At 40.2% G+C, this 22,867-nt stretch carries 21 protein-coding genes and 1 pseudogene; 13 read left to right on the top strand and 9 right to left on the bottom strand.

Annotated features, from left to right (window positions below; translation table 11 throughout):
- Positions 1-14: 14 nt before the first annotated feature.
- From ATE37_RS01765 to ATE37_RS10940, 3 genes are read right to left on the bottom strand one after another with little or no spacing between them, the layout of a single operon-like run.
- Positions 15-830, bottom strand: a complete 816-nt coding sequence (locus tag ATE37_RS01765) for a TIGR03943 family putative permease subunit (RefSeq protein ID WP_084867402.1) — start codon at positions 828-830, stop codon at positions 15-17.
- The gene (locus tag ATE37_RS01760) at positions 827-1,732 is read right to left on the bottom strand and encodes a permease (protein WP_084867401.1); all 906 of its coding nucleotides are present in this window, start codon (positions 1,730-1,732) and stop codon (positions 827-829) included. Before ATE37_RS01760 ends, ATE37_RS01765 begins: the two co-directional genes overlap by 4 nt.
- Positions 1,733-1,864, bottom strand: coding sequence for an SPJ_0845 family protein (locus tag ATE37_RS10940; protein WP_000268696.1), 132 nt, complete (start codon positions 1,862-1,864; stop codon positions 1,733-1,735).
- Positions 1,865-1,994: 130 nt separating this feature from the next.
- On the opposite strand from ATE37_RS10940, the gene ATE37_RS01750 reads away from it, so the two are divergent.
- The 5 genes from ATE37_RS01750 to ATE37_RS01730 all read left to right on the top strand — a co-directional run bounded on the left by ATE37_RS01750 (position 1,995) and on the right by ATE37_RS01730 (position 8,015).
- Positions 1,995-4,124, top strand: a complete 2,130-nt coding sequence (locus tag ATE37_RS01750) for a Tex family protein (protein WP_084867399.1) — start codon at positions 1,995-1,997, stop codon at positions 4,122-4,124.
- Complete coding sequence (locus ATE37_RS01745; protein WP_084867397.1) at positions 4,111-4,554, top strand: SprT family protein; 444 nt, start codon at positions 4,111-4,113, stop codon at positions 4,552-4,554. The genes ATE37_RS01750 and ATE37_RS01745 overlap by 14 nt, the downstream gene beginning before the upstream one ends.
- 59 nt (positions 4,555-4,613) lie before the next feature.
- On the top strand, positions 4,614-4,886 hold the full coding sequence (locus ATE37_RS01740) for a PspC domain-containing protein (protein WP_084867396.1): 273 nt from the start codon (positions 4,614-4,616) through the stop codon (positions 4,884-4,886).
- 380 nt (positions 4,887-5,266) lie between these two features.
- Positions 5,267-6,025 (top strand): ABC transporter ATP-binding protein, encoded by a 759-nt coding sequence (locus ATE37_RS01735; RefSeq protein WP_000173369.1) that lies wholly within the window; start codon positions 5,267-5,269, stop codon positions 6,023-6,025.
- 1 nt (position 6,026) lies between these two features.
- Positions 6,027-8,015: an FtsX-like permease family protein gene (locus ATE37_RS01730; RefSeq protein ID WP_084867394.1), complete on the top strand. Its 1,989-nt coding sequence runs from the start codon at positions 6,027-6,029 to the stop codon at positions 8,013-8,015.
- A gap of 38 nt (positions 8,016-8,053) precedes the next feature.
- Here ATE37_RS01730 and ATE37_RS01725 read toward each other — a convergent pair whose 3' ends face one another.
- Complete coding sequence (locus tag ATE37_RS01725) at positions 8,054-8,749, bottom strand: VIT1/CCC1 transporter family protein (protein ID WP_084849738.1); 696 nt, start codon at positions 8,747-8,749, stop codon at positions 8,054-8,056.
- A gap of 205 nt (positions 8,750-8,954) precedes the next feature.
- On the opposite strand from ATE37_RS01725, the gene ATE37_RS01720 reads away from it, so the two are divergent.
- The 3 genes from ATE37_RS01720 to ftsY are packed head-to-tail and all read left to right on the top strand — an operon-like array spanning position 8,955 to position 11,857.
- On the top strand, positions 8,955-9,746 hold the full coding sequence (locus ATE37_RS01720; RefSeq protein ID WP_084867628.1) for a Cof-type HAD-IIB family hydrolase: 792 nt from the start codon (positions 8,955-8,957) through the stop codon (positions 9,744-9,746).
- Complete coding sequence (locus tag ATE37_RS01715) at positions 9,746-10,564, top strand: Cof-type HAD-IIB family hydrolase (protein WP_084867392.1); 819 nt, start codon at positions 9,746-9,748, stop codon at positions 10,562-10,564. The genes ATE37_RS01720 and ATE37_RS01715 overlap by 1 nt, the downstream gene beginning before the upstream one ends.
- Positions 10,565-10,567: 3 nt before the next feature.
- A complete protein-coding gene (gene ftsY, locus ATE37_RS01710) occupies positions 10,568-11,857 on the top strand; it encodes a signal recognition particle-docking protein FtsY (RefSeq protein WP_084867390.1) in 1,290 nt (429 codons plus the stop codon).
- A 44-nt stretch (positions 11,858-11,901) separates the two neighbouring features.
- On the opposite strand, the gene zwf is transcribed toward ftsY, so the two are convergent.
- The 3 genes from zwf to ATE37_RS01695 all read right to left on the bottom strand — a co-directional run bounded on the left by zwf (position 11,902) and on the right by ATE37_RS01695 (position 16,444).
- On the bottom strand, positions 11,902-13,389 hold the full coding sequence (gene zwf, locus ATE37_RS01705; RefSeq protein ID WP_084867388.1) for a glucose-6-phosphate dehydrogenase: 1,488 nt from the start codon (positions 13,387-13,389) through the stop codon (positions 11,902-11,904).
- A 149-nt stretch (positions 13,390-13,538) separates the two neighbouring features.
- Positions 13,539-14,279 (bottom strand): amino acid ABC transporter ATP-binding protein, encoded by a 741-nt coding sequence (locus ATE37_RS01700; protein WP_001096337.1) that lies wholly within the window; start codon positions 14,277-14,279, stop codon positions 13,539-13,541.
- Complete coding sequence (locus ATE37_RS01695) at positions 14,279-16,444, bottom strand: ABC transporter substrate-binding protein/permease (RefSeq protein WP_084867386.1); 2,166 nt, start codon at positions 16,442-16,444, stop codon at positions 14,279-14,281. The genes ATE37_RS01700 and ATE37_RS01695 overlap by 1 nt, the downstream gene beginning before the upstream one ends.
- A 180-nt stretch (positions 16,445-16,624) precedes the next feature.
- Here ATE37_RS01695 and uvrB point away from each other — a divergent pair, with 180 nt between their 5' ends.
- The 5 genes and pseudogenes from uvrB to ATE37_RS01670 all read left to right on the top strand — a co-directional run bounded on the left by uvrB (position 16,625) and on the right by ATE37_RS01670 (position 21,634).
- Positions 16,625-18,613: an excinuclease ABC subunit UvrB gene (gene uvrB / locus ATE37_RS01690; RefSeq protein WP_084867385.1), complete on the top strand. Its 1,989-nt coding sequence runs from the start codon at positions 16,625-16,627 to the stop codon at positions 18,611-18,613.
- 157 nt (positions 18,614-18,770) lie between these two features.
- Positions 18,771-19,973 carry an AAA family ATPase gene (locus tag ATE37_RS01685; RefSeq protein WP_084867383.1) on the top strand — a complete coding sequence of 401 codons (1,203 nt, stop codon included), beginning with the start codon at positions 18,771-18,773 and terminating at the stop codon, positions 19,971-19,973.
- 3 nt (positions 19,974-19,976) lie between these two features.
- Complete coding sequence (locus ATE37_RS01680) at positions 19,977-20,579, top strand: hypothetical protein (protein ID WP_084867382.1); 603 nt, start codon at positions 19,977-19,979, stop codon at positions 20,577-20,579.
- Positions 20,580-20,844: 265 nt separating this feature from the next.
- Positions 20,845-21,143, top strand: a pseudogene (locus ATE37_RS10975) (hypothetical protein).
- 23 nt (positions 21,144-21,166) lie between these two features.
- Entirely contained in the window at positions 21,167-21,634 is a 468-nt protein-coding gene (locus tag ATE37_RS01670; protein WP_084867380.1) for an 8-oxo-dGTP diphosphatase, read from the top strand.
- On the opposite strand, the gene ATE37_RS01665 is transcribed toward ATE37_RS01670, so the two are convergent.
- Together ATE37_RS01665 and ATE37_RS01660 are read right to left on the bottom strand one after the other, a co-directional pair.
- Entirely contained in the window at positions 21,631-22,146 is a 516-nt protein-coding gene (locus ATE37_RS01665; protein ID WP_084867378.1) for a transcription repressor NadR, read from the bottom strand. The two genes, ATE37_RS01670 and ATE37_RS01665, sit on opposite strands and share 4 nt — an antisense overlap.
- Positions 22,147-22,157: 11 nt before the next feature.
- Positions 22,158-22,685: an ECF transporter S component gene (locus tag ATE37_RS01660; protein ID WP_001026212.1), complete on the bottom strand. Its 528-nt coding sequence runs from the start codon at positions 22,683-22,685 to the stop codon at positions 22,158-22,160.
- Positions 22,686-22,867: the final 182 nt, after the last annotated feature.

Below are 22,867 nucleotides of genomic sequence, written 5' to 3'. Positions count from 1 at the left end.
AAGGCTACTTTTTATTAAAACACACGATAGACATAAGGATTTTCTGGTTTGTCTACTTTTGTGAAACTCTCAACCTCTAGTGTTGGGAGTTTTTGTTTGAGTTCTTTATGGTAATGGAGGGTCAGGGTTCCCCTAGCGGAGATCCAAGTATTGTCAGGATACTGGCGTGAGTTTCCCTTGGTCAGGAGTCCATATACTCCAGAGTCTGCGATACAGTGGATGATCCCAAAGCGAAAGAGGAACTGGCTATCTGGATGGCTAGGATCGTTATAGACAAAGCCTGTAAATTCGATTTTCTTTCCTTCAAACTCTTGAGGATAGTCATAGAGAACTTCCATGACCTCCATATAGTTTTCATCAGTGATGTGAATGGTTTGCTGGGAGAGGTATTTATCAGCTGTAGTCCTCATTTCCTTTTCATAAGCAGATTTGGAAAAATAGGTGCTGGTATCGGGTTTGAGGTATTGACTGGATGTGCCTTCACTTGCCTGAATAGCTGTGTTGATTCCCTCAGCAAGTGGGAAATGGTATCCCTTAGCAGATACAGTTCTCGAGTCCAAACTTACTGTCGGAAAGGCAACTCCAATCAAGAGAGGTAGTGACAGTAAAAGGATGCTGATTCGTCTAGATCGACGACTTTCCAAATGGCTGTGAGAGTTGATTTTCTTGATCCAGATGTAGAATTGAACCAGAGCCAACAGAAGAGAAAGGAGCATGGAGATATAGACTAGATAGGAATAGTGGAGGTTGATGTAGTGACTGAGCTTGCCAGATAGCTTCAGATACAGAGTCAGAGCAAAATAGCCTAGTAGAATGAAAAATCGAGTCATATCATCACCCCCATCATGTAAGAATAAAGCAAGACAAGTACTGTCACAATGCCCATGAATTGCCAGATGAAACGCGCTTTGAGATAGTGCTTCATCATGAGGAGATTTTTGATATCAAGCATGGGGCCAATGACCAGAAAAGCAAGGACTGGCGCTAGGCCGAAGCTCGAGAGGAGAGAAGCGCCGATAAAGGCGTCTGCCTCGCTACAAAGAGAGAGGAGAAAGGCTAGAAACATGAGCAAGAGAATCGCAAGGACTGGACTTGCGCTGATAGAGGTCAAGATCCGAGTCGGGACATAGACCTGCACGATAGCCGCAAAGAGACAGCCAAAGACCAAGTAACGCCCCATATCGAAAAACTCGTCAATAGCCTGTATAAAGACCTGAAAGACCTTTCTAGCAGGACTCAAGTGTGAAAAGTCATGTTCGTGACAAGTAATAGAATTCTCTTTTTGAATGGGTTCCTTCCAGAAAAATCCTAGGAAAATCCCCAGAATCAAAGCAATCACAATAGCTCCCAGAGCTCGCAAGAAGGCAAGTTTTATTGAATTGCCAAAGGCAGAATATGTGGCTAAAAGAACGATAGGATTGATAATGGGAGCAGTCACCAGAAAAGGAACGGCCGTGTAGCTGGGCACTTTCTTTTCCAAAAAACGATTGATAATCGGAACGATTCCACATTCGCAAGAAGGAAAGAGAAAGCCAATGAAGGTACCAAAAAAGATCCTCCCCCAACGATTGCGAGGAAGAAACTCATAAACTTTATCAGGTGTGATATAGACCTCAATCAACCCCGAAATGAGACTCCCAATCAGGACAAAAGGAAGGGCTTCAATCATGATGGAGAGAAAAATAGCTCCCGCTTGTAATACACTAGGAGGAAGAGATTGGAAAACAGTCATCTATTTTTTCTTCTCAACTTTTTCTTTTTTATCTTTGTCATCTGGGAAAGTGACTTGTGTTAAGTCAGGAAGTTTGGCGAATTCTTCAAACATCTTGTCCAAGTCATCCGTTTTTGTAAATTTAACAGCCATGGGCCTACCTCTTTTCTACATTCTACCTCTATTATACTATTATTTTGTGGAAAAGGGATTATTTTAATAATCAAAGATGCAAAAATAGGTAAGGCAAAACAAGAGCTGTCCCTTATGGTATAATAGATTTATGGATAAAAAATATGAAAAAATCTCCCAAGATTTGGGTGTAACTTTAAAGCAAATCGATACCGTTCTAAGTTTGACGGCAGAGGGGGCGACAATTCCCTTCATCGCGCGATATCGAAAGGACATGACTGGTAGTCTGGATGAGGTGGCGATTAAGGCCATTATCGACTTGGATAAAAGTCTGACAAATCTCAACGACCGTAAAGAAGCTGTCTTAGCTAAGATACAAGAACAAGGCAAACTAACCAAGGAATTGGAAGAAGCTATTTTGGCAGCTGAAAAATTAGCAGACGTTGAAGAACTCTATCTTCCTTATAAGGAAAAACGTCGAACCAAGGCAACTATTGCCCGAGAAGCTGGACTCTTTCCTCTTGCTCGCTTGATTTTGCAAAATGTAACTGGCTTAGAGAAAGAAGCTGAGAAGTTTGTCTGTGAAGGATTTGCGACTGGTCAAGAAGCTTTGGCTGGTGCAGTTGATATCTTGGTAGAAGCCCTATCTGAAGATGTCAATCTACGTGCTATGACCTATCAGGAAGTGCTGAGACACTCTAAAATCACTTCGCAAGTCAAAGATGAAAGTCTTGATGAAAAACAAGTTTTTCAGATTTATTACGAATTCTCAGAGACTGTTGGCAACATGCAGGGCTATCGTACCTTGGCCCTCAATCGCGGGGAGAAACTTGGTGTCTTGAAGGTCGGTTTTGAACATGCGACGGACCGTATTCTTGCCTTCTTTGCTGCTCGTTTCAAAGTCAAAAATGCCTATATAGATGAAGTTGTCCAACAGTCAGTTAAGAAAAAGGTCTTACCTGCTATCGAACGACGCATTCGGACAGAATTAACTGAAAAGGCAGAAGAAGGAGCTATCCAACTCTTTTCTGACAATCTGCGCAATCTTCTCTTGGTTGCTCCGCTGAAAGGGCGCGTGGTTCTAGGATTTGACCCTGCCTTTCGTACAGGTGCCAAACTTGCTGTCGTTGATACAACAGGTAAAATGTTGACAACCCAAGTCATTTATCCAGTAAAACCAGCATCAGCTCGTCAGATTGAAGAAGCAAAGAAAGATTTGTCGGACTTGATTGGTCAATACGGTGTGGAAATTATTGCTATCGGAAATGGAACTGCCAGTCGTGAAAGTGAAGCCTTTGTGGCGGAAGTTCTTAAAGATTTTCCAGAAGTCAGCTATGTTATCGTCAATGAAAGTGGCGCTTCTGTCTACTCTGCCAGCGAACTTGCTCGTCAGGAGTTTCCAGAATTAACCGTTGAAAAACGCTCTGCTATCTCTATCGCCCGTCGTTTGCAAGATCCACTTGCCGAATTGGTCAAAATTGATCCCAAGTCAATCGGTGTCGGGCAATACCAGCACGATGTCAGTCAGAAGAAACTGTCTGAGAGTCTGGACTTTGTCGTAGATACGGTGGTTAACCAAGTCGGTGTCAATGTCAATACAGCTAGCCCAGCTCTTCTTTCCCATGTGGCTGGACTCAATAAAACTATCTCTGAAAATATCGTCAAATACCGTGAGGAAGAAGGAAAAATCACTTCGCGCGCTCAAATCAAGAAAGTTCCGCGTCTGGGTGCCAAGGCTTTTGAACAGGCAGCTGGTTTCCTCCGTATCCCGGAAAGTAGTAATATCCTTGATAATACAGGAGTTCACCCAGAAAACTATGCTGCGGTTAAGGAGCTCTTCAAACGCTTGGATATCAAGGACTTGAATGAAGAAGCACAAAGTAAACTCAAGTCCCTATCAGTCAAGGAGATGGCGCAAGAACTGAATCTTGGCCCAGAAACCCTTAAAGATATCATTGCTAATCTTCTCAAACCAGGTCGAGACTTCCGTGATTCTTTTGATGCACCTGTTCTCCGTCAAGATGTACTGGATATCAAGGACTTAAAAGTCGGCCAGAAGCTAGAAGGTGTGGTGCGGAATGTTGTTGACTTCGGTGCATTCGTTGATATCGGGATTCACGAGGACGGCTTGATTCATATTTCCCACATGAGTCGTAAATTTATCAAACATCCCAGCCAAGTGGTATCAGTCGGAGATTTGGTAACGGTTTGGGTCAAGAAAATCGATACTGAACGTGAAAAAGTCAATCTGTCGCTTCTAGCTCCAAATGAATCTAACTGAGTACGTTCAATCTGTTTCCCTCGAAGACTTTGGTAGACCCTTTACCCACCAAGCCCAGTGGAATTCTCGTCTGCGAACGACAGGTGGACGATTTTTCCCTAAGGATGGGCATTTGGATTTTAATCCCAAGGTCTATAATGAACTTGGTTTGGAGGTTTTTCGGAAAATCGTGCGCCATGAACTCTGTCACTATCACCTTTATTTTCAGAAAAAGGGTTATCGACATAAGGACCGAGATTTTAAAGAACTTTTGAAAGAAGTGGATGGACTGCGCTTTGTTCCCCCTTTGAAAGACCAAAGTAATTTCCTGGTCTATCAGTGCCAATCCTGCCAGCAAACTTATCAGCGCAAGCGTAGGATTGATACCAAACGCTATCGTTGTGGCGTCTGCCGTGGTAAACTCGTCATCTTAAATCGGCCTAAGGACTGATGTTTGTGAACCCATTTCATGCTATACTACTTGTAAGAATACCGAAAGAGGAAACAATCATGAATACAAAATTTTATAAAATGAGACGAAATCGTATGGTGTCAGGAGTTTTAGCTGGGCTATCAGACAAGTGGAATTTTGATGTAACCTTAGTCCGCTTTCTCTTCGCCATTTTTACCGTAGCAAATTTTGGGATTGGCGTGATTATCTACATTATCCTCGCCTCTATCCTGCCAACTAAGGAAGAAATCGAAGCCGAAATGTACGGAACAGGACCACGCAAACGCAAGGAAGCCGAGGCCATTGATGAAAATGATGGCTGGTTTTGGTGAGTCAGATTTGGAAATAGTTTACAGACACTTTCCTTATTTCTCAAAGAAGTCAGAAAAAGAAGTGAACCTTAACCCTTGTATCCGCAAGGGTTTTCTTCTTGCCTTTCTTTTATGGTAAAATATTGATAGCGAAATTGCTTGATATTCTTCAATCTTACAAAAATGTAAGATTAAAGTCTCTTTTGTAAGGTTAGGTTATGGCAAGCCGCCTTTTTTTGCGATAAACTAGACTCATAAAGAACAAAGGAGCAAAACCATGAAAAGAATTTTACAAAAGAAAACAAGAAAACCAAGTCAAAAAGATATCGAGCGTGTTCAACTGGGATGCGCTATGATGCAAGCACAGTTTCAAATGATGGGATATTAAGAAGGAGATAACAATGACACTTTTAGATGTAAAACACGTTCAAAAAATCTACAAAACACGTTTCCAAGGTAACCAAGTAGAGGCCCTCAAAGACATTCACTTTACTGTGGAAAAGGGTGACTACGTTGCTATCATGGGAGAGTCTGGCTCAGGGAAGTCTACCCTACTCAACATCCTGGCTATGCTGGATAAACCAACTCGCGGGCAGGTTTACCTAAACGGAACAGACACAGCAACCATTAAAAATTCTCAGGCTTCTAGCTTCCGTCGTGAGAAGTTGGGATTTGTTTTCCAAGACTTTAACTTGCTAGATACCCTGTCTGTTAAGGACAATATTTTGCTTCCGCTAGTGCTATCACGAAAACCTATCACAGAGATGATGAAGAAATTGGTAGTAACCGCTGAAAATTTGGGCATCAACCAATTGCAAGAGAAGTATCCTTATGAAATCTCGGGTGGTCAAAAACAGAGAGTTGCAGTAGCACGCGCTATCATCACTGAACCTGAAATTCTCCTTGCAGATGAGCCAACAGGAGCCCTTGACTCCAAGTCATCTGCAGCCTTACTCGATGTATTTGATGAAATCAATGAACGTGGTCAAACCATTCTCATGGTAACCCACTCAACGGCAGCAGCTAGCAGAGCCAAGCGCGTTCTCTTTATCAAAGACGGCATTCTTTACAACCAAATCTACCGTGGAGACAAGACAGAGCGTCAGATGTTCCAAGAAATCTCTGATACTTTGACTGTTATGGCAAGTGAGGTGAATTAGTATGTTCCGATTAACCAATAAGTTAGCGGTATCTAATTTGATTAAAAACCGCAAACTCTACTATCCCTTTGCCCTTGCTGTTCTCTTAGCAGTGACCATCACCTATCTTTTTTACTCTTTGTCACTTAATCCTAACATTGGTAAGATTCGAGGGGGAGAAACTATCTCTATGACCCTCGCTCTCGGTATGGTGGTTGTTACCATCGCTTCTGGAATTATTGTCCTTTATGCCAATAGTTTTGTCATGAAGAACCGTTCCAAGGAGTTGGGTGTATATGGTATGCTGGGGCTTGAAAAGCGCCATTTGATCAGTATGGTTTTTAAGGAGCTTCTTATTTTTGGTTCCTTAACCTTGACAGCTGGTCTCGGTCTAGGAGCTCTCTTTGATAAGCTAATCTTTGCCCTCCTTTTGAAGTTAATGAATATGAAGGTAGAGCTCGTTTCGACTTTTCAACCAATTGTCTTTATCCTAGTTCTCATCGTCTTTGGAGCTATCTTCCTAGGTTTGATTTTTATCAATGCCTTTCGCATCGCACGTATGAATGCCCTTCAGCTCTCTCGTGAGAAGGCCAGTGGTGAGAAAAAAGGACGTTTCTTAGGCCTTCAAACTATTCTAGGTTTGATTAGTATGGGAGCTGGCTACTATCTAGCGGTTACAGTTGAAAATCCACTTAATGCTGTTCTGATTTTCTTTGTGGCAGTCTTGTTGGTAATCTTTGGGACTTACCTCTTGTTTAATGCAGGAATTACAGTATTCCTACAGATTTTGAAGAAAAACAAGCGTTACTATTACCAACCCAACAACATGATTTCCGTATCCAATCTTATCTTTCGAATGAAGAAAAATGCGGTTGGTTTGGCAACGATTGCCATCCTTTCAACTATGGTCTTGGTAACCATGTCAGCAGCAACCAGTATCTTCTCGGCTTCTGAAACTTTCAAGAAATTCATGAATCCACATGATTTTGGAATTACAGGACGAAATGTTGAAAAAGAAGATTTAGATAAACTTTTGAGTCAATATGCTAGCGATAAGGGATTAACTGTCACTAAAAAAGAAGTCTTTCGTCATAGCAGTTTTGGCATCGAGAGCCAAGATGGAACCAAGCTCCGTATCTTTACAAAGGGGAATAACTTCGTCCAACCGAAAACCATTTTTATGGTCTTTGACCAAAAAGACTATGAAAACATGACTGGTCAAAAACTCTCCCTTTCAGGCAATGAAGTCGGCTTGTTTACCAAGAATAAGGTACTTGAAGGACAGAAAGAACTCACTCTAAATGACCAGACCTACACAATTAAAGAAGAAATTAAAAATGATTTCATTCTGGAACATGTGCCAAATCAGTATAACATTCTGACATCTGACTACAATTATCTTGTTGTCCCTAATCTGCAATCCTTTATTGACCAATATCCGGATTCCTCTCTCTTTGATCAACTTTATGGTGGTATGAATGTAACAGCAAGTGAGGAAGAACAGCTCAAACTCGCTGACGATTTTTCAAAATTCCTTAATAACTTTAATAGAGAATTAAACAAAGAAGGAAGCTATGTATTCGGAAGCAATCTGGCTGATAGCAGTGCGCAAATAAGTGCCCTTTATGGTGGAGTCTTCTTCATCGGTATCTTCCTCTCTATCATCTTTATGGTGGGAACAGTCCTGGTTATTTACTACAAACAAATCTCTGAGGGCTATGAAGACCGTGAACGTTTCATCATTTTGCAAAAGGTTGGACTCGATCAAAAGCAAATCAAGCAAACGATTAACAAACAGGTCCTAACTGTTTTCTTCCTCCCTTTGTTATTTGCCTTCCTACACCTTGCTTTTGCTTATCACATGCTTAGCCTCATCCTAAAAGTCATTGGCGTGCTAGATGCGACCATGATGTTGACCGTCACTCTGTCCATCTGTGCCATCTTCCTTATCATCTATGTTTTGATCTTTATGATCACCTCAAGAAGCTATCGCAAGATTGTGCAAATGTAAAAAAGATACCTCGATATTTATCGAGGTATTTCTTTATCTTAAATGCTAAAGAGTTGTCCCAAGAGGAAGGTTACTCCCATGGTCAGAAGTCCGATACAGAGGTTACGGATCATAGCAGTTTTCGTAGGTGCCTTGCCTAGTTTAGCACTGGTATAGCCAGTGACAAGAAGGGAAAGGGCCACGATAAAAACAGTAGCAGGAATGCGATAATCGCATGGAAAGACGGTGATTGAAATCATAGGAGGAAGGCTTCCCAGTACAAAGGCGATAAAGCTAGAGATCGCAGCATGCCAAGGATTGGTAAACTCTTCGTACTCGATACCGTATTTTTCCTCAACCAAGGCTTTGAGTGGATTTTTTAAAAAGGCCTTGTTGGTCAAAAGTTGGGCGGACGTTTCACACTCACCATTTTGTAAGTAAGCAGCATAGAGGGATTGTTTTGCAGATTCGATGTCTTTATCCAAGAGTAATTGTTCTCGGGCAACAGCGGCTTCTTCCGTGTCTTTTTGAGTGGATACGGAGACATACTCTCCCCCTGCCATAGAAAAAGCACCAGCGAGGATAGCAGCCAAACCTGATAAAAAGATAATCCAGATATTGCTTGTCGCACTGGCAACCCCGATAACGACTCCAGCGATGGAAATAATCCCATCATTGGCACCCAGAACACCCGCGCGTAGGATATTGAGTCGGCCTGCAAAGTTTGCATCAATTTCATGTTTTATTTCTGTCATAGTCATCTCCTTTCTCTCCATTATAGAGAAAAGAATAGTGGAATACAAACTTTTTAAACTATCTGAAAAAAGTTCTACGATTCTAATTTTTAGGCCCTTTGAAGATTCTCCGAAAAAGTAGTGCTATCCTACCGTACTGGACCTTTTTAAACTTATCTATGGTATAATAGAAGGTAGATTTATCAATTGGAGTATGAAGGATTTTATGATTAAACTTGTAGCAACTGATATGGATGGAACCTTTCTTGACGGAGAGGGGCGGTTTGATATGGAACGCCTCAAAAACTTACTTGTTACCTACAAGGAAAAGGGGATTTATTTTGCAGTGGCTTCGGGTCGCGGTATTCTGTCCCTGAAAAAGTTGTTTGCGGATGTGCGTGATGAAGTGATTTTTATAGCTGAAAATGGGAGCTATGTTGAATTTCATGGTGAGGATATGTATGAGGCTACTATGTCTCGGGATTTTTACTTGAGCACTTTTGAAGCTTTAAAGAAATCGCCTTATTTTGATGAAAGAAAAATGCTTCTGACAGGGAAAAAAGCTTGTTATGTTTTGGATACAGTGGATGAGACCTATCTCATGTTTAGCCGTCACTACAATGAAAATATTCAAAAAGTAGCGAGTTTGGAAGATATCACAGATGAGATTTTTAAATTCACTACTAACTTTACTGAAGAAACGATAGAGGCTGGAGAGTCCTGGGTCAACGAAAATGTTCCTGGTGTGAAAGCCATGACAACAGGTTTTGAATCCATCGATATTGTCTTGGACTATGTTGATAAGGGTGTGGCTGTTGTTGAGTTATCCAAAAAACTTGATCTAACCATGGATCAAGTTATGGCGTTTGGCGATAATCTCAATGACCTTCACATGATGCAGGTTGTGGGGCATCCAATCGCTCCTGAAAATGCGAGACCAGAGATTTTAGAATTAGCGGAGACAGTGATTGGCCACCATAAGGACCAGTCAGTGATGGCTTATATGGAGGGCTTATAATGGTAGATATTAAATTGATTGCATTGGACTTGGATGGCACCTTGCTGACAACGGATAAAAAGCTGACAGATCGTACCAAGGAAGTCCTCAAAGCTGCGCGTGACCGTGACATCAAGGTCGTTCTGACAACGGGACGTCCTCTGAAGGCTATGGATTTCTTTCTCCATGAGCTAGGGACTGATGGTCAGGAGGATGAGTACACCATCACCTTTAATGGTGGTCTAGTACAGAAAAATACAGGGGAGATTCTCGATAAAACCGTCTTTTCAATAGACGATGTGGCACGCTTGTACGAGGAAACTGAAAAACTCGGATTACCGTTAGATGCTATTTCAGAAGGAACCGTCTATCAAATCCAGTCAGACCAAGAAAGTCTCTATGCTAAGTTCAACCCAGCCCTGACTTTCGTACCTGTCGCTTTTGAAGATCTATCTAGTCAGATGACGTATAATAAATGCGTGACTGCTTTTGCCCAAGAACCTTTGGATGCAGCGATTCAACAGATTTCTCCAGAATTGTTTGACCAATATGAAATCTTCAAATCGCGTGAACTCTTATTGGAATGGTCGCCGAAAAACGTCCACAAGGCAACAGGTTTAGCGAAATTAATTAAACACTTAGGAATCGACCAAAGTCAAGTCATGGCTTGTGGGGACGAGGCCAATGACCTTTCCATGATTGAGTGGGCAGGTCTGGGAGTTGCCATGCAAAATGCAGTTCCAGCAGTTAAGGCAGTTGCCAATGTCATTACCCCGATGACCAACGACGAGGAAGCCGTTGCCTGGGCTATCGAAGAATACGTGCTAAAGGAGAACTAGAATATGGGATTGTTTGACCGTCTATTCGGGAAAAAAGAAGAGCCGAAAATCGAAGATATTGTAAAAGAAGCACTGGAAAATCTTGATTTGTCAGAAGAGGTTGAAGAAAACCAAACTTCAGTCGAAGAAACTTCTCAGGAAGAGACAGCAAGAGACAAAGTGGAAGAAACCCCTCAGATCTCAACAGAAGAAGTCATTGAACCAGAATTAGTCGAGGAAACTGCTCAGGAAGAGCTTGAGCTAGAAGTTGATGAGACAGAGCAAAGCCAAGAGTTTGAAGAATTTTTCGAAGAAGAGAGCCAAGAATCTCTAGAAAGTGATGAAGAGCCAGCTTTTGAAGTAGAAGAAGAATATCCACAAGTTGAAGAAACCGTGCAGGAAAAATATGATCGCAGTCTCAAGAAAACTCGTACGGGATTCGGAGCTCGTTTGAATGCTTTCTTTGCCAACTTCCGTTCTGTCGATGAAGAATTCTTCGAGGAATTGGAAGAACTGCTCATCATGAGTGACGTCGGTGTGCAGGTCGCTTCAAACTTAACAGAAGAACTACGCTATGAAGCCAAACTTGAAAACGCTAAGAAACCTGACGCACTTCGTCGTGTCATTATCGAGAAATTGGTCGAGCTCTACGAAAAGGATGGCAACTACGATGAACAAATCCATTTCCAAGATGGTTTGACCGTCATGCTCTTTGTCGGAGTCAATGGTGTTGGGAAAACAACTTCTATCGGGAAATTAGCTCATCGCTACAAACAAGCTGGTAAGAAAGTCATGTTGGTTGCGGCAGATACCTTCCGTGCGGGTGCAGTGGCCCAGCTAGCTGAATGGGGTCGACGTGTGGATGTTCCTGTTGTGACGGGGCCTGAAAAGGCTGATCCAGCAAGTGTGGTCTTTGATGGTATGGAACGCGCCGTAGCCGAAGGGATTGATATTCTCATGATTGATACAGCAGGTCGTTTGCAAAACAAGGACAACCTTATGGCCGAGTTGGAAAAGATTGGCCGTATTATCAAACGTGTCGTTCCTGAAGCACCTCATGAAACTTTCCTGGCACTCGATGCTTCCACTGGACAAAACGCCTTGGTACAGGCTAAAGAATTTTCTAAGATAACACCATTGACTGGTATTGTTTTGACAAAAATTGACGGAACTGCTCGCGGTGGTGTTGTTCTGGCTATCCGCGAAGAACTTAATATCCCAGTGAAATTGATTGGTTTCGGTGAAAAAATTGATGATATAGGCGAATTTAACTCTGAAAACTTCATGAAAGGTCTCTTAGAAGGCTTGATTTAATACAAAATAAATATCCTGCAAGTCAATCTTGCAGGATATTTTTGCTATTCTAAACGTCCATCTTCACGATAGGCGATATCTGGTTGCCAGGTCCATTTAGCTCCATACTTTTCAAGTAAGTCAAAACTAGCTTGAGGTCCCATGCTTCCAGCTTTATAGTCATGAAGTGGAGCACCGTTTTCAGCCCAGAGCTCTTCGATACGGTCAATCAATTTCCACGAAGCACTTACCTCATCCCAGTGGCTAAAATTGGTTGAGTTGTTGTTCAAAACATCGTAGATTAATTTCTCGTATGGGTCTGGTGAGGCTCCAGTAGCAGTAGCATCAGTACGGTAATCCAGAGAGCTTGGAGCCAGGTTAAATTCTTCACCGACTTGTTTCCCATTTAAGCTAAGAGAGAATCCTTCAGTTGGTTGGATATAGATGGTCAAGATATTTGGTGCCAATGGTTCTCCGAAGATAGAGTCCATTTGCTTAAAGACGATATTGACATGAGTTCCTTTTTCAGTCAGACGTTTCCCTGTACGGAAGAAGAAGGGAACACCACGGAAACGATCGCTGTCTACAAAGAAGGCACCAGATGCGAAGGTTTCTGTTGTAGATTCAGGATCGACGTTTGGCTCGCTACGATAGGAAATGTATTTCATGCCATCGATTTTACCAGAGCGGTACTGACCACGGATAAACTGTTCTTTCAGTTCTTCCTCAGTTGGATGATAGAGGTTTTTAAAGACCTTTATCTTTTCAGCACGAATCTCATCCTTTGTAAAGCTAGCTGGTTTGTCCATGGCTAGAAGAGAGAGGAGTTGGAGTGTATGGTTTTGCACCATATCACGAAGGGCACCAGATTGATCATAGTAGCCACCACGCTCTTCAACACCCAAGCGTTCCGCAAAGGTAATCTGAACATTATCGATGTGTTCGCGATTCCAAACATTCTCAAAGATCATATTGGCAAAACGAACAGCAAAGATACTCTGAATCATCTCTTTACCTAGGTAATGGTCGATACGGTAGATTTGCTCTTCATCAAAGGCCGCAAGGAGATCTTCATTGAGTTTGCTAGCTGTTTCGTAGTCTGTACCAAATGGTTTCTCAACGATCAAGCGCTCAAAACCTTTGCCATCAACAATGTTTTCAGATTTGAGATGCTTGGCAATAGTTCCAAAGAACTGAGGTGCCATAGACAAGAAGAAGAGCTTATTGTGTTCAGCTTGGTATTTTTCATTCAGTTCAGCTTGTAATTGGCGCAAAGCAATGTAATGTTCCGTATCATTCACATCATGGCTTTGATAGTAGAAGTGGCTAGCGAATTCTTGGGCTTGCTCGGTACTATCTGCCAAATCAAGGATGGATTCGACAACTACAGATTCAAAATATTCCTTACTCCAAGGTCTACGAGCTGTTCCGATAACAGCAAAATGCTCAGAGAGATTGCCTGATTTATAGAGTCTGAAAAGGGAAGGGTAGAGTTTGCGTTTAGCTAAATCTCCACTCGCACCGAAAATTGTAACAATAACCTTTGATGACATCTAGCTACCTAATTTCTATATTTTTTCCTAGTTGGACTAGGGATGAGATTTCCTCATTATCATAGTTTTTATTTTATCATAATTTTCAAAAAAAACAAAAAATCCAATACGCAATTAAAAAACTGTAAGGTTCTCCTTACAGTTTTGTTTTATACATTTAAGACCTTGTCCAAGAACTCTTTTAGACGAGGGTGTTGCGGGTTGTCAAATATTTGATCTGGAGTTCCATCTTCCAGGAATTCACCATCAGCCGTAAAGATAACACGGTTAGCCACTTGACGAGCAAATCCCATCTCATGGGTTACGATAATCATGGTCATGCCTTGTTCCGCCAATTCCTTCATAACATTCAGTACATCTCCAACCATTTCAGGGTCCAGAGCGGAAGTTGGCTCATCAAAGAGCATGATATCAGGATTCATGGCAAGTCCACGAGCGATAGCTACACGTTGTTTCTGACCACCTGATAGGCTATCTGGGTTAGCATTAGCTTTGTCTGCAAGACCGACTTTCTCCAGCAACTCCATCCCCAATTTTTCAGCTTCTTCTTTGGTCATCCGTTTGTGTTCAATAGGTGCAAAAGTGATATTTTCTAGGACTGACATGTGAGGGAAGAGGTTGAAATGTTGGAAGACCATTCCCACGTTTTCACGAACATGGTCGACATTGGTTGATTTTTCAGTCAGATCATAACCATTCACTGTGATGTGGCCACTCGTTACCTCCTCGAGAAGGTTAAGGCTACGGAGGAAAGTGGATTTACCAGAACCAGAAGGACCGATGATACAGACAACATCTCCTTCATAGAACTTAGTAGTAATGCCTTTTAAAACTTCGTTTTTTCCATAATACTTATGCAAATCATTTACATCAATTTTTAGTTTTGCCATTAACGAATCCTCTTTTCTAAGCGTTTCGCTAGTCTAGTCAAAAGCGTGATAATTACAAGATAGAAGATAGCAAGGATTGCATACATCTTGAAACTTTGGTAGTTACGGGCGATGATGATCTTACCAGTTTGGAAAAGTTCAACCAGACCGATAGCAGATACGATGGTTGTATCTTTAAGAGCGATAACGAATTGGTTGACAAAGTTTGGCAACATCAATTTAGTTGCTTGTGGCAAGATAATCTTACGCATGGTTTTTCCATAAGAGATACCAAGGCTGCGGCTGGCCTCCATTTGCCCAACTGGAACAGCTTGAATCCCACCACGAACGATTTCAGCGATATAAGCTGCCGCATTGAGTGAGAGGGCAATAGTACCAGCTACAAAGTCATTGATTGGACTTTGTTGGCCTGTAATCGACTCGATGAAGTTTGGAATTCCCCAGAAGATGAAGGCTGCAAGAATCATCAATGGGATACCACGGATAACGTCAACGAAAATCTCAGAAATCAGACGAAGAGATTTGTATGGGCTAACGCTAAACATACCAAAGATAATACCGATGACAATGGCGATTGCAAATGAAATAAGTGCTAAGGCAAGAGTGATTCCAAGTCCACTAAGAAGTTGTTTGTAGTTGTTTTGAAGCAAGCCCCAGATAGTAGTTTCGTCAACCGTACTTGTAGAGTCAGTTGAAGATTCGCTAGCTAGATACTTGTCAAGAATCTTTTGGAATTCTCCGTTAGCTTTGAGGTTCGCAAGTCCATTATTAAACATCTGGATCAATTCTGGGTTTGTTCCTTTTTTAACCGCAAAGGCTGTTTCTCCGATTGGAGTTCCAGCGATTGGCGTTTTCAATTTTTGACCTTGGCTGATAGAATATTTGAGAACAGGCTCATCATCCATCACAGCATCAATAGCTCCAGTATTTAGACTGTCATACATAGATGCGCCATCTGCGAATGTTTTAATCTTATAGCCGTATTTGCTTTGGTTTTCAGTAAGGAACGTTTGAGAGGCAGTTCCGTTTTTAACACCAACAGTTTTATCCTTGAGGTCTTCATAAGAAGCAATTGTGCTTGATTCTTTCACACCGAGAATCGTATTTGCTGTGTAGTATGATTCTGAGAAGTCGAAGGTTTCCTTACGAGCATCTGTTACAGACATACCAGCAATGATACCATCTGCTTGTCCTGCTTGAACAGCACTAATGGCTGCGTCAAATCCTGGGTTGGTAATCTCAATTTCAAAACCTTGATCTTTGGCAATAGCCTTGATGAGGTCCATATCAATACCGGTATATTGATTGCTTGAATTTTGAAAGACGAATGGGGCGAAAGATGAGTCGCTGGCAATAATGTACTTGCTTTTCACTGGAGTAGCTTTTTGTCCAGCAGCAGTAGTTGTCGTTGGGGTTGCCGTAGTTGTAGAAGCTGTCCATTTTTGGATGATTTGCTCCAAGCTGCCATCCTTCTTCATTTGGGCCAGGGCTTCGTTAAACTCGGTAACCAAGTGTTCATACTTGCTCCCTTTCTTGACACCAAAGGCAAAGCTTCCAACAGCCTCACCATCCATATTGATGCTGAGATCTTGTCCTTGGTTAATCGCATACTCAATAACAGGTTTATCATCCATGATGGCATTTACAGCACCAGCACTTAGACTGTTATTCATCAAATCACCAGTATCAAAGGTTTTAATAGAGAAACCGTATTTATCTTTGATACTTTCGAGGAAACGTTGAGCGGCAGTTCCGTTCTTAACTCCAACTGTTTTCCCGCTAAGTTCCTCATATTTGGTGATTTTATTTGCCTTTGTGGTAGCAATGACAACTTTTGTATCATAATAGGTATCAGACATTGTAAAGACATTTTCACGTTCTTTTGTTTTTGTCATACCTGCCATAATAGCATCTGCTTGACCTGACTGCACTGCATTTACAGCTGCATCAAAGCCAGGATAAGACATTTGGATGTTCCATCCTTTGATTTCTGCGACTTTATTGATAATATCAACATCAATCCCTTTATAGGTTTGATCTGAATCTTTAAACTCAAAAGGTGCGTAAGCTGTATCAGACACAATCTTAACAGTATCAGCTTTTGCCATACCTAGTGAGAAAATGGGAAATAAAATGAGCAAACATGCTAGTATTTTTTTCTTCATTTTTAGTCTCCTTTTCCGAATATTTTCCCATTATATCAGAAAATGAATGAAAAGGCAAATTTTATGGATTTTATGTAAGGAAATGTAACATGGAATACTCACTCTTATCAACCTAGAGTAGAGTCTGAAAAGTAAATTTATGGTAAAATAGAAGGATAGAAAAATGCAGATGAGGCAATCATGATAAATCGAATTACAGATAATACATTTAAACTAGTATCAAAATACCAACCTTCAGGAGATCAACCCCAAGCGATTGAGCAGTTGGTTGACAATATCGAGGGTGGAGAAAAGGCTCAGATTTTGATGGGGGCGACGGGTACAGGGAAGACCTACACCATGAGTCAGGTCATTTCCAAAGTTAATAAACCAACTCTGGTCATTGCCCATAACAAAACCCTAGCTGGTCAGCTCTATGGGGAGTTTAAGGAATTTTTCCCTGAAAATGCTGTTGAGTACTTCGTATCCTACTATGATTATTATCAACCTGAGGCCTATGTCCCTTCGAGTGATACTTATATTGAAAAGGATAGCTCGGTCAATGATGAGATTGACAAGCTCCGCCACTCAGCGACTTCAGCACTTCTGGAGCGCAATGATGTCATCGTAGTGGCTTCAGTCTCTTGTATCTATGGTTTGGGGTCGCCAAAGGAATATTCTGATAGCGTCGTTAGTCTCCGTCCAGGGCTTGAAATTTCTCGTGATAAGCTCTTGAATGACTTGGTTGATATTCAGTTTGAACGCAATGATATTGATTTCCAACGTGGAAGATTCCGTGTTCGTGGGGATGTGGTGGAGATTTTTCCAGCTTCTCGTGATGAGCATGCCTTTCGAGTAGAATTTTTCGGGGATGAGATTGACCGTATCCGTGAAGTTGAAGCTTTGACAGGTCAGGTATTGGGAGAAGTGGATCATTTGGCGATTTTCCCTGCGACTCACTTTGTGACCAATGACGACCATATGGAAGTTGCGATTGCGAAAATTCAAGCAGAATTAGAAGAGCAGTTAGCTGTCTTTGAGAAGGAAGGCAAATTGCTAGAAGCCCAGCGTTTGAAACAGCGAACAGAGTATGATATTGAGATGCTACGTGAGATGGGTTATACAAATGGAGTTGAAAACTACTCACGTCACATGGATGGTCGTAGCGAAGGAGAGCCCCCTTATACGCTTCTCGACTTCTTCCCAGATGATTTCTTGATTATGATTGATGAAAGCCACATGACCATGGGACAGATTAAGGGCATGTATAATGGAGACCGTTCGCGTAAGGAAATGCTGGTCAATTATGGTTTCCGCTTGCCGTCTGCTTTGGACAATCGTCCTCTCCGTCGTGAGGAGTTTGAAAGCCATGTGCACCAGATTGTTTACGTTTCAGCGACACCAGGCGACTACGAAAATGAACAGACCGAGACAGTGATTGAGCAAATCATTCGTCCGACAGGTCTTTTGGACCCTGAAGTGGAAGTCCGTCCAACTATGGGACAGATTGATGACCTCCTAGGTGAAATCAATGCCCGTGTTGAAAAGAACGAACGAACCTTTATCACCACCTTGACCAAGAAGATGGCAGAAGACTTGACCGACTACTTCAAGGAAATGGGCATCAAGGTCAAGTACATGCACTCGGACATCAAAACCTTGGAACGGACAGAGATTATCCGTGACCTGCGCCTGGGTGTCTTTGATGTCTTGGTCGGAATCAACCTGCTTCGCGAAGGAATTGACGTGCCTGAAGTAAGCCTGGTTGCTATTCTCGATGCTGACAAGGAAGGCTTCCTTCGTAACGAACGTGGCCTCATCCAGACCATTGGACGTGCTGCTCGTAATAGCGAAGGGCATGTGATTATGTATGCTGACACAGTTACCCAGTCTATGCAACGTGCCATCGATGAAACGGCCCGTCGTCGGAAAATCCAGATGGCTTATAATGAAGAGCATGGTATCGTTCCACAAACCATTAAGAAAGAAATCCGTGACTTGATTGCAGTGACCAAGGCAGTTTCCAAAGAAGAGGACAAGGAAGTCGATATCAATAGCCTCAACAAACAAGAACGCAAGGAACTCGTCAAGAAACTGGAAAAACAAATGCAAGAAGCCGTCGAAGTGCTTGACTTTGAACTCGCAGCTCAGATTCGTGATATGATGTTGGAAGTGAAGGCGTTGGGGTAGTGAAAATATTATTTTTGCAATATTATAAAAACGATTTTTTCGTAGAAAAAAACCGAATTTAGATTTTTTTGTGGTTTATGGAATATTTTTTATCGATTTTAGTGTTAAAAAGAGAAAAACACAAAAAAGTATGGTATAGTGTATACAGGAGGATAGAATGATGAAAATACTCAAAACTAAAATACGAGGTTTATCTTACTTCAAAAATGGAGAGTTTGAATTCGATTTTTTTGCTAGTAAAAACGTAAACTTTTATGAGAAAGAAAGTAAAAATGTTTCTCATGTAATTAATAAGTTATATAAATTAAATTCAATTGCTCTACTAGGTATAAATGCATCCGGAAAAACAACTAGTTTAAAACTAGTTTTGGCAATGCTAAATATATTTATTAAAAATAAAAGTTTATCAGAGGATGATATTCCTGAAATTGGAAATTATTTTGAGGATGAAGTTATTTGTGAAAATTATATTTTTAATCAGGAGTGGATTTATAAAATTGAATCAATCATTTCTAAAGATAAGTCAAATTCATTATACTTTAAAGATGAAGTCCTTTATAGAAAAAAAGTGAAGAAAACAGAATCTAAAGATAAGATTTTTACAAACTTTGAAGAGCCTATTTCTCGAAAAGACATTGATGTTACTTATCTAAAACAGACAGATTCTATTTTTTCAGGTGTATTGAATAAAAAAAACCATCAATTGGTTGAAGATAGTGTTGTAGATTTAACTAATATTACTGATGTTAATAAAATTCAATATTTTGCTAATGATATGGATATTTCTTATGTAAATTTTTTAGACGATAGTATTGAATCTTTAATTTTTGAAGAGGATACAAAAAAGTTCAAAATTAGATTTAAAAACTCGAAAGAGTTGATTGAATCAAATATTGTTGATTTAAATAGATTCTTATCCTCAGGTACAATTAAAGGTATAATGATTTTATTAAATATTCAATTTATTCTAAATTCTGGCGGATATTTAATTATTGATGAGTTAGAAAATCACTTGAATAAATCAATTGCGGTACAATTAATAAAACTTTTTAATAGTAATATAAATAAAAATTCTGCAACATTGATATTCACCACTCACTACATTGAGATTACTGATTTTATTGATAGAAGTGATAGTATTTACGTATTAAAAAAGAATCCTCTTATAAATATTGAAAAAATGAGTAATATTATTGGTGAAAAAGATAGATCTGATAGGAAGAAAAGCGATCTAATCTTATCAGGTAGTTATGGTTTAGGAACGGCTCCGAAAAATTCTTCCTATAAAATGATGAGGAAAAGTATGAATAAAAGTATTCAATTGTTGAGTTCAGAGAGTCATGAATTAATGGAGAGATGATTTATGGTTAATATAACCTCAGATACACTTGTTGCTATCATTGTTGAAGGAGCAACAGAAAAGGCTATTATTGAGTTATTACTTGAAAATGATTGTTTAAAATTTAGTTATAGCCAAGTTATAAACTATGATCAAATTGATGGACTAGATTCTCCTTATAGAGGATCGAATAGATTTTATGGTAAACCTGCAACATTTTCGAGCCATTATTTGACTCAAGATTATGAAGAAAATAAAATAATTATTTTTATTATTGAAGATAGGTCTGGAATACCATATAAAATCGTTCAACCTTATTTGGATAAATTGCAGGATAGAGGAATCTATCATGTAATAACGAAAAGTGAGATTGAAATGATTGAAATATATTTTCGTAAATTAGAGGGACAGTTTGAAAAAGTGAAATCACAAGATAAACCAAGTGTATTTCTTGCTGCTCAATTAAAGAAAAGATCTAATTATGTAAAATCGTATGATAGAATTAAAAAGGATCTAAATAGTTGTGTAGACTTAGTTAATGCTATAAGAAAATACAAAAGTAAAAGTGATACAACAAAATGGAATAATAAAAATAATGAAATATTTTTAGCTGATTTATTAAAATAATTAATTGGGAACCAAATTATGTAAGACAATGTAAGAACTAGATGATGAGAAACTCTATCAGTTATTCTGATAATAATAGATATATTTATAAGGAATATACATGCGTTATGCATGTTTACTTAAAAATGTAAATTTTGACACTGTGAGATAATTGGTTTTGCTTTTTTTGTTTCTGGTATTTGTTCTGATTCATTTTATCTTAGGATTGTTTGGATTAACTTTTACACTGATTCTGTCGAACATCTAGTTCTTTAGTCTTTTCCACATTTTATTTATTCATCCATGGACTACCTTCTATAAAACTAGAATCATTCAATGGCATCATCTAATTTTTCAGGCTCTCATTGGATTCGTTGCTCTCATAATCTTGTTTATGTCATTACTATTTTTATCTTTTGGATCAGATTCATTTATGCGTATAAATATAGACTACTATGTGAATAGGGAAAAAATGAAATCAGAATCCTCAGAGGATCCTTTCTTCATGAAATTCATGAATATCACGACTTGCTCAATCCCTCTATCATGAAGTCAGAAGTAAAAAACAACGAAGATACATTTTAATAACTTAGAAAGCGAGCAAATCTATGTCCCGTGCCCAAGCAACCATTTTAACCAATATCTGTCTAATTGAAGACCTCGAAACCCAGCGCGTGGTTATGCAGTATCGCTCTCCTGAAAACAATCGCTGGTCTGGCTATGCCTTTCCAGGAGGTCATGTTGAGAATGGCGAGGCTTTCGCAGAGTCTGTCATACGTGAAATCTACGAAGAAACTGGCCTGACCATTCAGAATCCCCAACTGGTGGGCATTAAAAATTGGCCCTTAGATACAGGTGGGCGCTACATCGTCGTTTGCTATAAAGCGACAGAGTTTACTGGAAATCTCCAATCCTCAGAAGAAGGAGAAGTTTCTTGGGTGCAAAAAGACCAGATTCCAAACTTGGATCTGGCCTATGATATGTTACCCTTGATGGAAATGATGGAAGCACCTGACAAGTCAGAGTTCTTCTATCGCCACCGTACAGAGGATGGCTGGGAAAAAGAAATATTCTAGTCTTTTACCAAATAACCTAACTGATCCAAGGCCTCCTCGATATAGTGGAGGTCTTGTTGTGTCTCAGCTTCAACAAGGTGGTAATGGATGCCGTCTGTCAATTCAGAAAGCGGTCTAAAGTCTGAATTCTCGACTTGTTCCAGAAAGTGCTGGACATCTCGGCGACAGGTGAGTTTGAGATGGGTTTCAATTTCGCCATAAACGGGATGATCAATTAAGATGTTTTGAACGCGTCCGCCATTATCTACAATGGCTAGAAGTTCCTGACCGATTTCTTCCAGTTCATGTTTCACTTTAAAGAGTTTGTGGACGTAGGGACTGGCATCATTTTCTTTGTAGATATAGCCACGATTGGTGGATAGGATAGGAGCCCCATCTGCTCGGAGAATAGCGATGTCCTGTACAATGACCTGACGAGTAACATGAAAGTGTTCAGCCAAGGTTTGACCATTGAGAGATTTTGGCGCCTCTTTTAACAGTTTAAGAAGAGCTTGTTTGCGATCCGTTGTCATAGTTTTTCCTTTTAGCGACGTTTTCGAAGCACTTTATAGACAGCTAGTGCTAATGTATAGTCTACCATACTATGGACAATTGTGCCAAAGCCAACTAGGACGAAGAGAACATAAAACATATTTTCAACGTTTGTCCCTGAAGTAGCATAGAAGATGATACAAGCTAGTACTTCAGCGATAGCGTGAACAACACCCAAAACAAAGTTAAAAATCCAAGATGCCTTTGGTTTATCCAAGGTTTCAGGGAATTTCTTTAAGTACAAAGCCCCCAAAGTACCAAAAACGATGTGAGAAAAGGCGCGTAGGACAATAACCATAGGGTAGCCTGCCATCAGGAAACCGAGACTAGAAGCAATAATCACAAAAGCAGCCATCAAAGGCGAAAGAAACATGGCGATAAAGATGGGGATATGACTTCCCAAGGTGTAAGAAGCCGGTGGGATAACGATTTTAAAAGGCATAATGATTGGAATCAAAATCGCGATTGCAGTGAGTAGGGCAGTCATGGTCATAAACTGCGTTTTTTTCCGTATATTCATAAGAACCTCCATTTATCTGTATATACACAAGTATAGTACAATAAATAATCAGTTAAGTCAAGAAGCATTAGTGATTTTTAAGGGATATTTGATTAAATGTGGTAAAGAAAGAATACTGGGAACTTAATTCTCATGTTTTAACTACTAAACTCCACCTTCAGGACGAAAGTGGAGTTGTTTTT

It is taken from the genome of Streptococcus oralis subsp. tigurinus (assembly GCF_002093575.1).
Taxonomy (GTDB): Bacteria; Bacillota; Bacilli; order Lactobacillales; family Streptococcaceae; genus Streptococcus; species Streptococcus oralis_CH.
Note: the sequence above shows the minus strand (reverse complement) of the source record. Positions and strands in the feature narration are given on the sequence as shown.

Coding starts and splice junctions, on each gene's coding strand:
- ATE37_RS01765 (WP_084867402.1), bottom strand. CDS start 830: ATGACTCGATTTTTCATTCTACTAGGCTATTTTGCTCTGACTCTGTAT.
- ATE37_RS01760 (WP_084867401.1), bottom strand. CDS start 1,732: ATGACTGTTTTCCAATCTCTTCCTCCTAGTGTATTACAAGCGGGAGCT.
- ATE37_RS10940 (WP_000268696.1), bottom strand. CDS start 1,864: ATGGCTGTTAAATTTACAAAAACGGATGACTTGGACAAGATGTTTGAA.
- ATE37_RS01750 (WP_084867399.1), top strand. CDS start 1,995: ATGGATAAAAAATATGAAAAAATCTCCCAAGATTTGGGTGTAACTTTA.
- ATE37_RS01745 (WP_084867397.1), top strand. CDS start 4,111: ATGAATCTAACTGAGTACGTTCAATCTGTTTCCCTCGAAGACTTTGGT.
- ATE37_RS01740 (WP_084867396.1), top strand. CDS start 4,614: ATGAATACAAAATTTTATAAAATGAGACGAAATCGTATGGTGTCAGGA.
- ATE37_RS01735 (WP_000173369.1), top strand. CDS start 5,267: ATGACACTTTTAGATGTAAAACACGTTCAAAAAATCTACAAAACACGT.
- ATE37_RS01730 (WP_084867394.1), top strand. CDS start 6,027: ATGTTCCGATTAACCAATAAGTTAGCGGTATCTAATTTGATTAAAAAC.
- ATE37_RS01725 (WP_084849738.1), bottom strand. CDS start 8,749: ATGACAGAAATAAAACATGAAATTGATGCAAACTTTGCAGGCCGACTC.
- ATE37_RS01720 (WP_084867628.1), top strand. CDS start 8,955: ATGATTAAACTTGTAGCAACTGATATGGATGGAACCTTTCTTGACGGA.
- ATE37_RS01715 (WP_084867392.1), top strand. CDS start 9,746: ATGGTAGATATTAAATTGATTGCATTGGACTTGGATGGCACCTTGCTG.
- ftsY (WP_084867390.1), top strand. CDS start 10,568: ATGGGATTGTTTGACCGTCTATTCGGGAAAAAAGAAGAGCCGAAAATC.
- zwf (WP_084867388.1), bottom strand. CDS start 13,389: ATGTCATCAAAGGTTATTGTTACAATTTTCGGTGCGAGTGGAGATTTA.
- ATE37_RS01700 (WP_001096337.1), bottom strand. CDS start 14,279: ATGGCAAAACTAAAAATTGATGTAAATGATTTGCATAAGTATTATGGA.
- ATE37_RS01695 (WP_084867386.1), bottom strand. CDS start 16,444: ATGAAGAAAAAAATACTAGCATGTTTGCTCATTTTATTTCCCATTTTC.
- uvrB (WP_084867385.1), top strand. CDS start 16,625: ATGATAAATCGAATTACAGATAATACATTTAAACTAGTATCAAAATAC.
- ATE37_RS01685 (WP_084867383.1), top strand. CDS start 18,771: ATGATGAAAATACTCAAAACTAAAATACGAGGTTTATCTTACTTCAAA.
- ATE37_RS01680 (WP_084867382.1), top strand. CDS start 19,977: ATGGTTAATATAACCTCAGATACACTTGTTGCTATCATTGTTGAAGGA.
- ATE37_RS01670 (WP_084867380.1), top strand. CDS start 21,167: ATGTCCCGTGCCCAAGCAACCATTTTAACCAATATCTGTCTAATTGAA.
- ATE37_RS01665 (WP_084867378.1), bottom strand. CDS start 22,146: ATGACAACGGATCGCAAACAAGCTCTTCTTAAACTGTTAAAAGAGGCG.
- ATE37_RS01660 (WP_001026212.1), bottom strand. CDS start 22,685: ATGAATATACGGAAAAAAACGCAGTTTATGACCATGACTGCCCTACTC.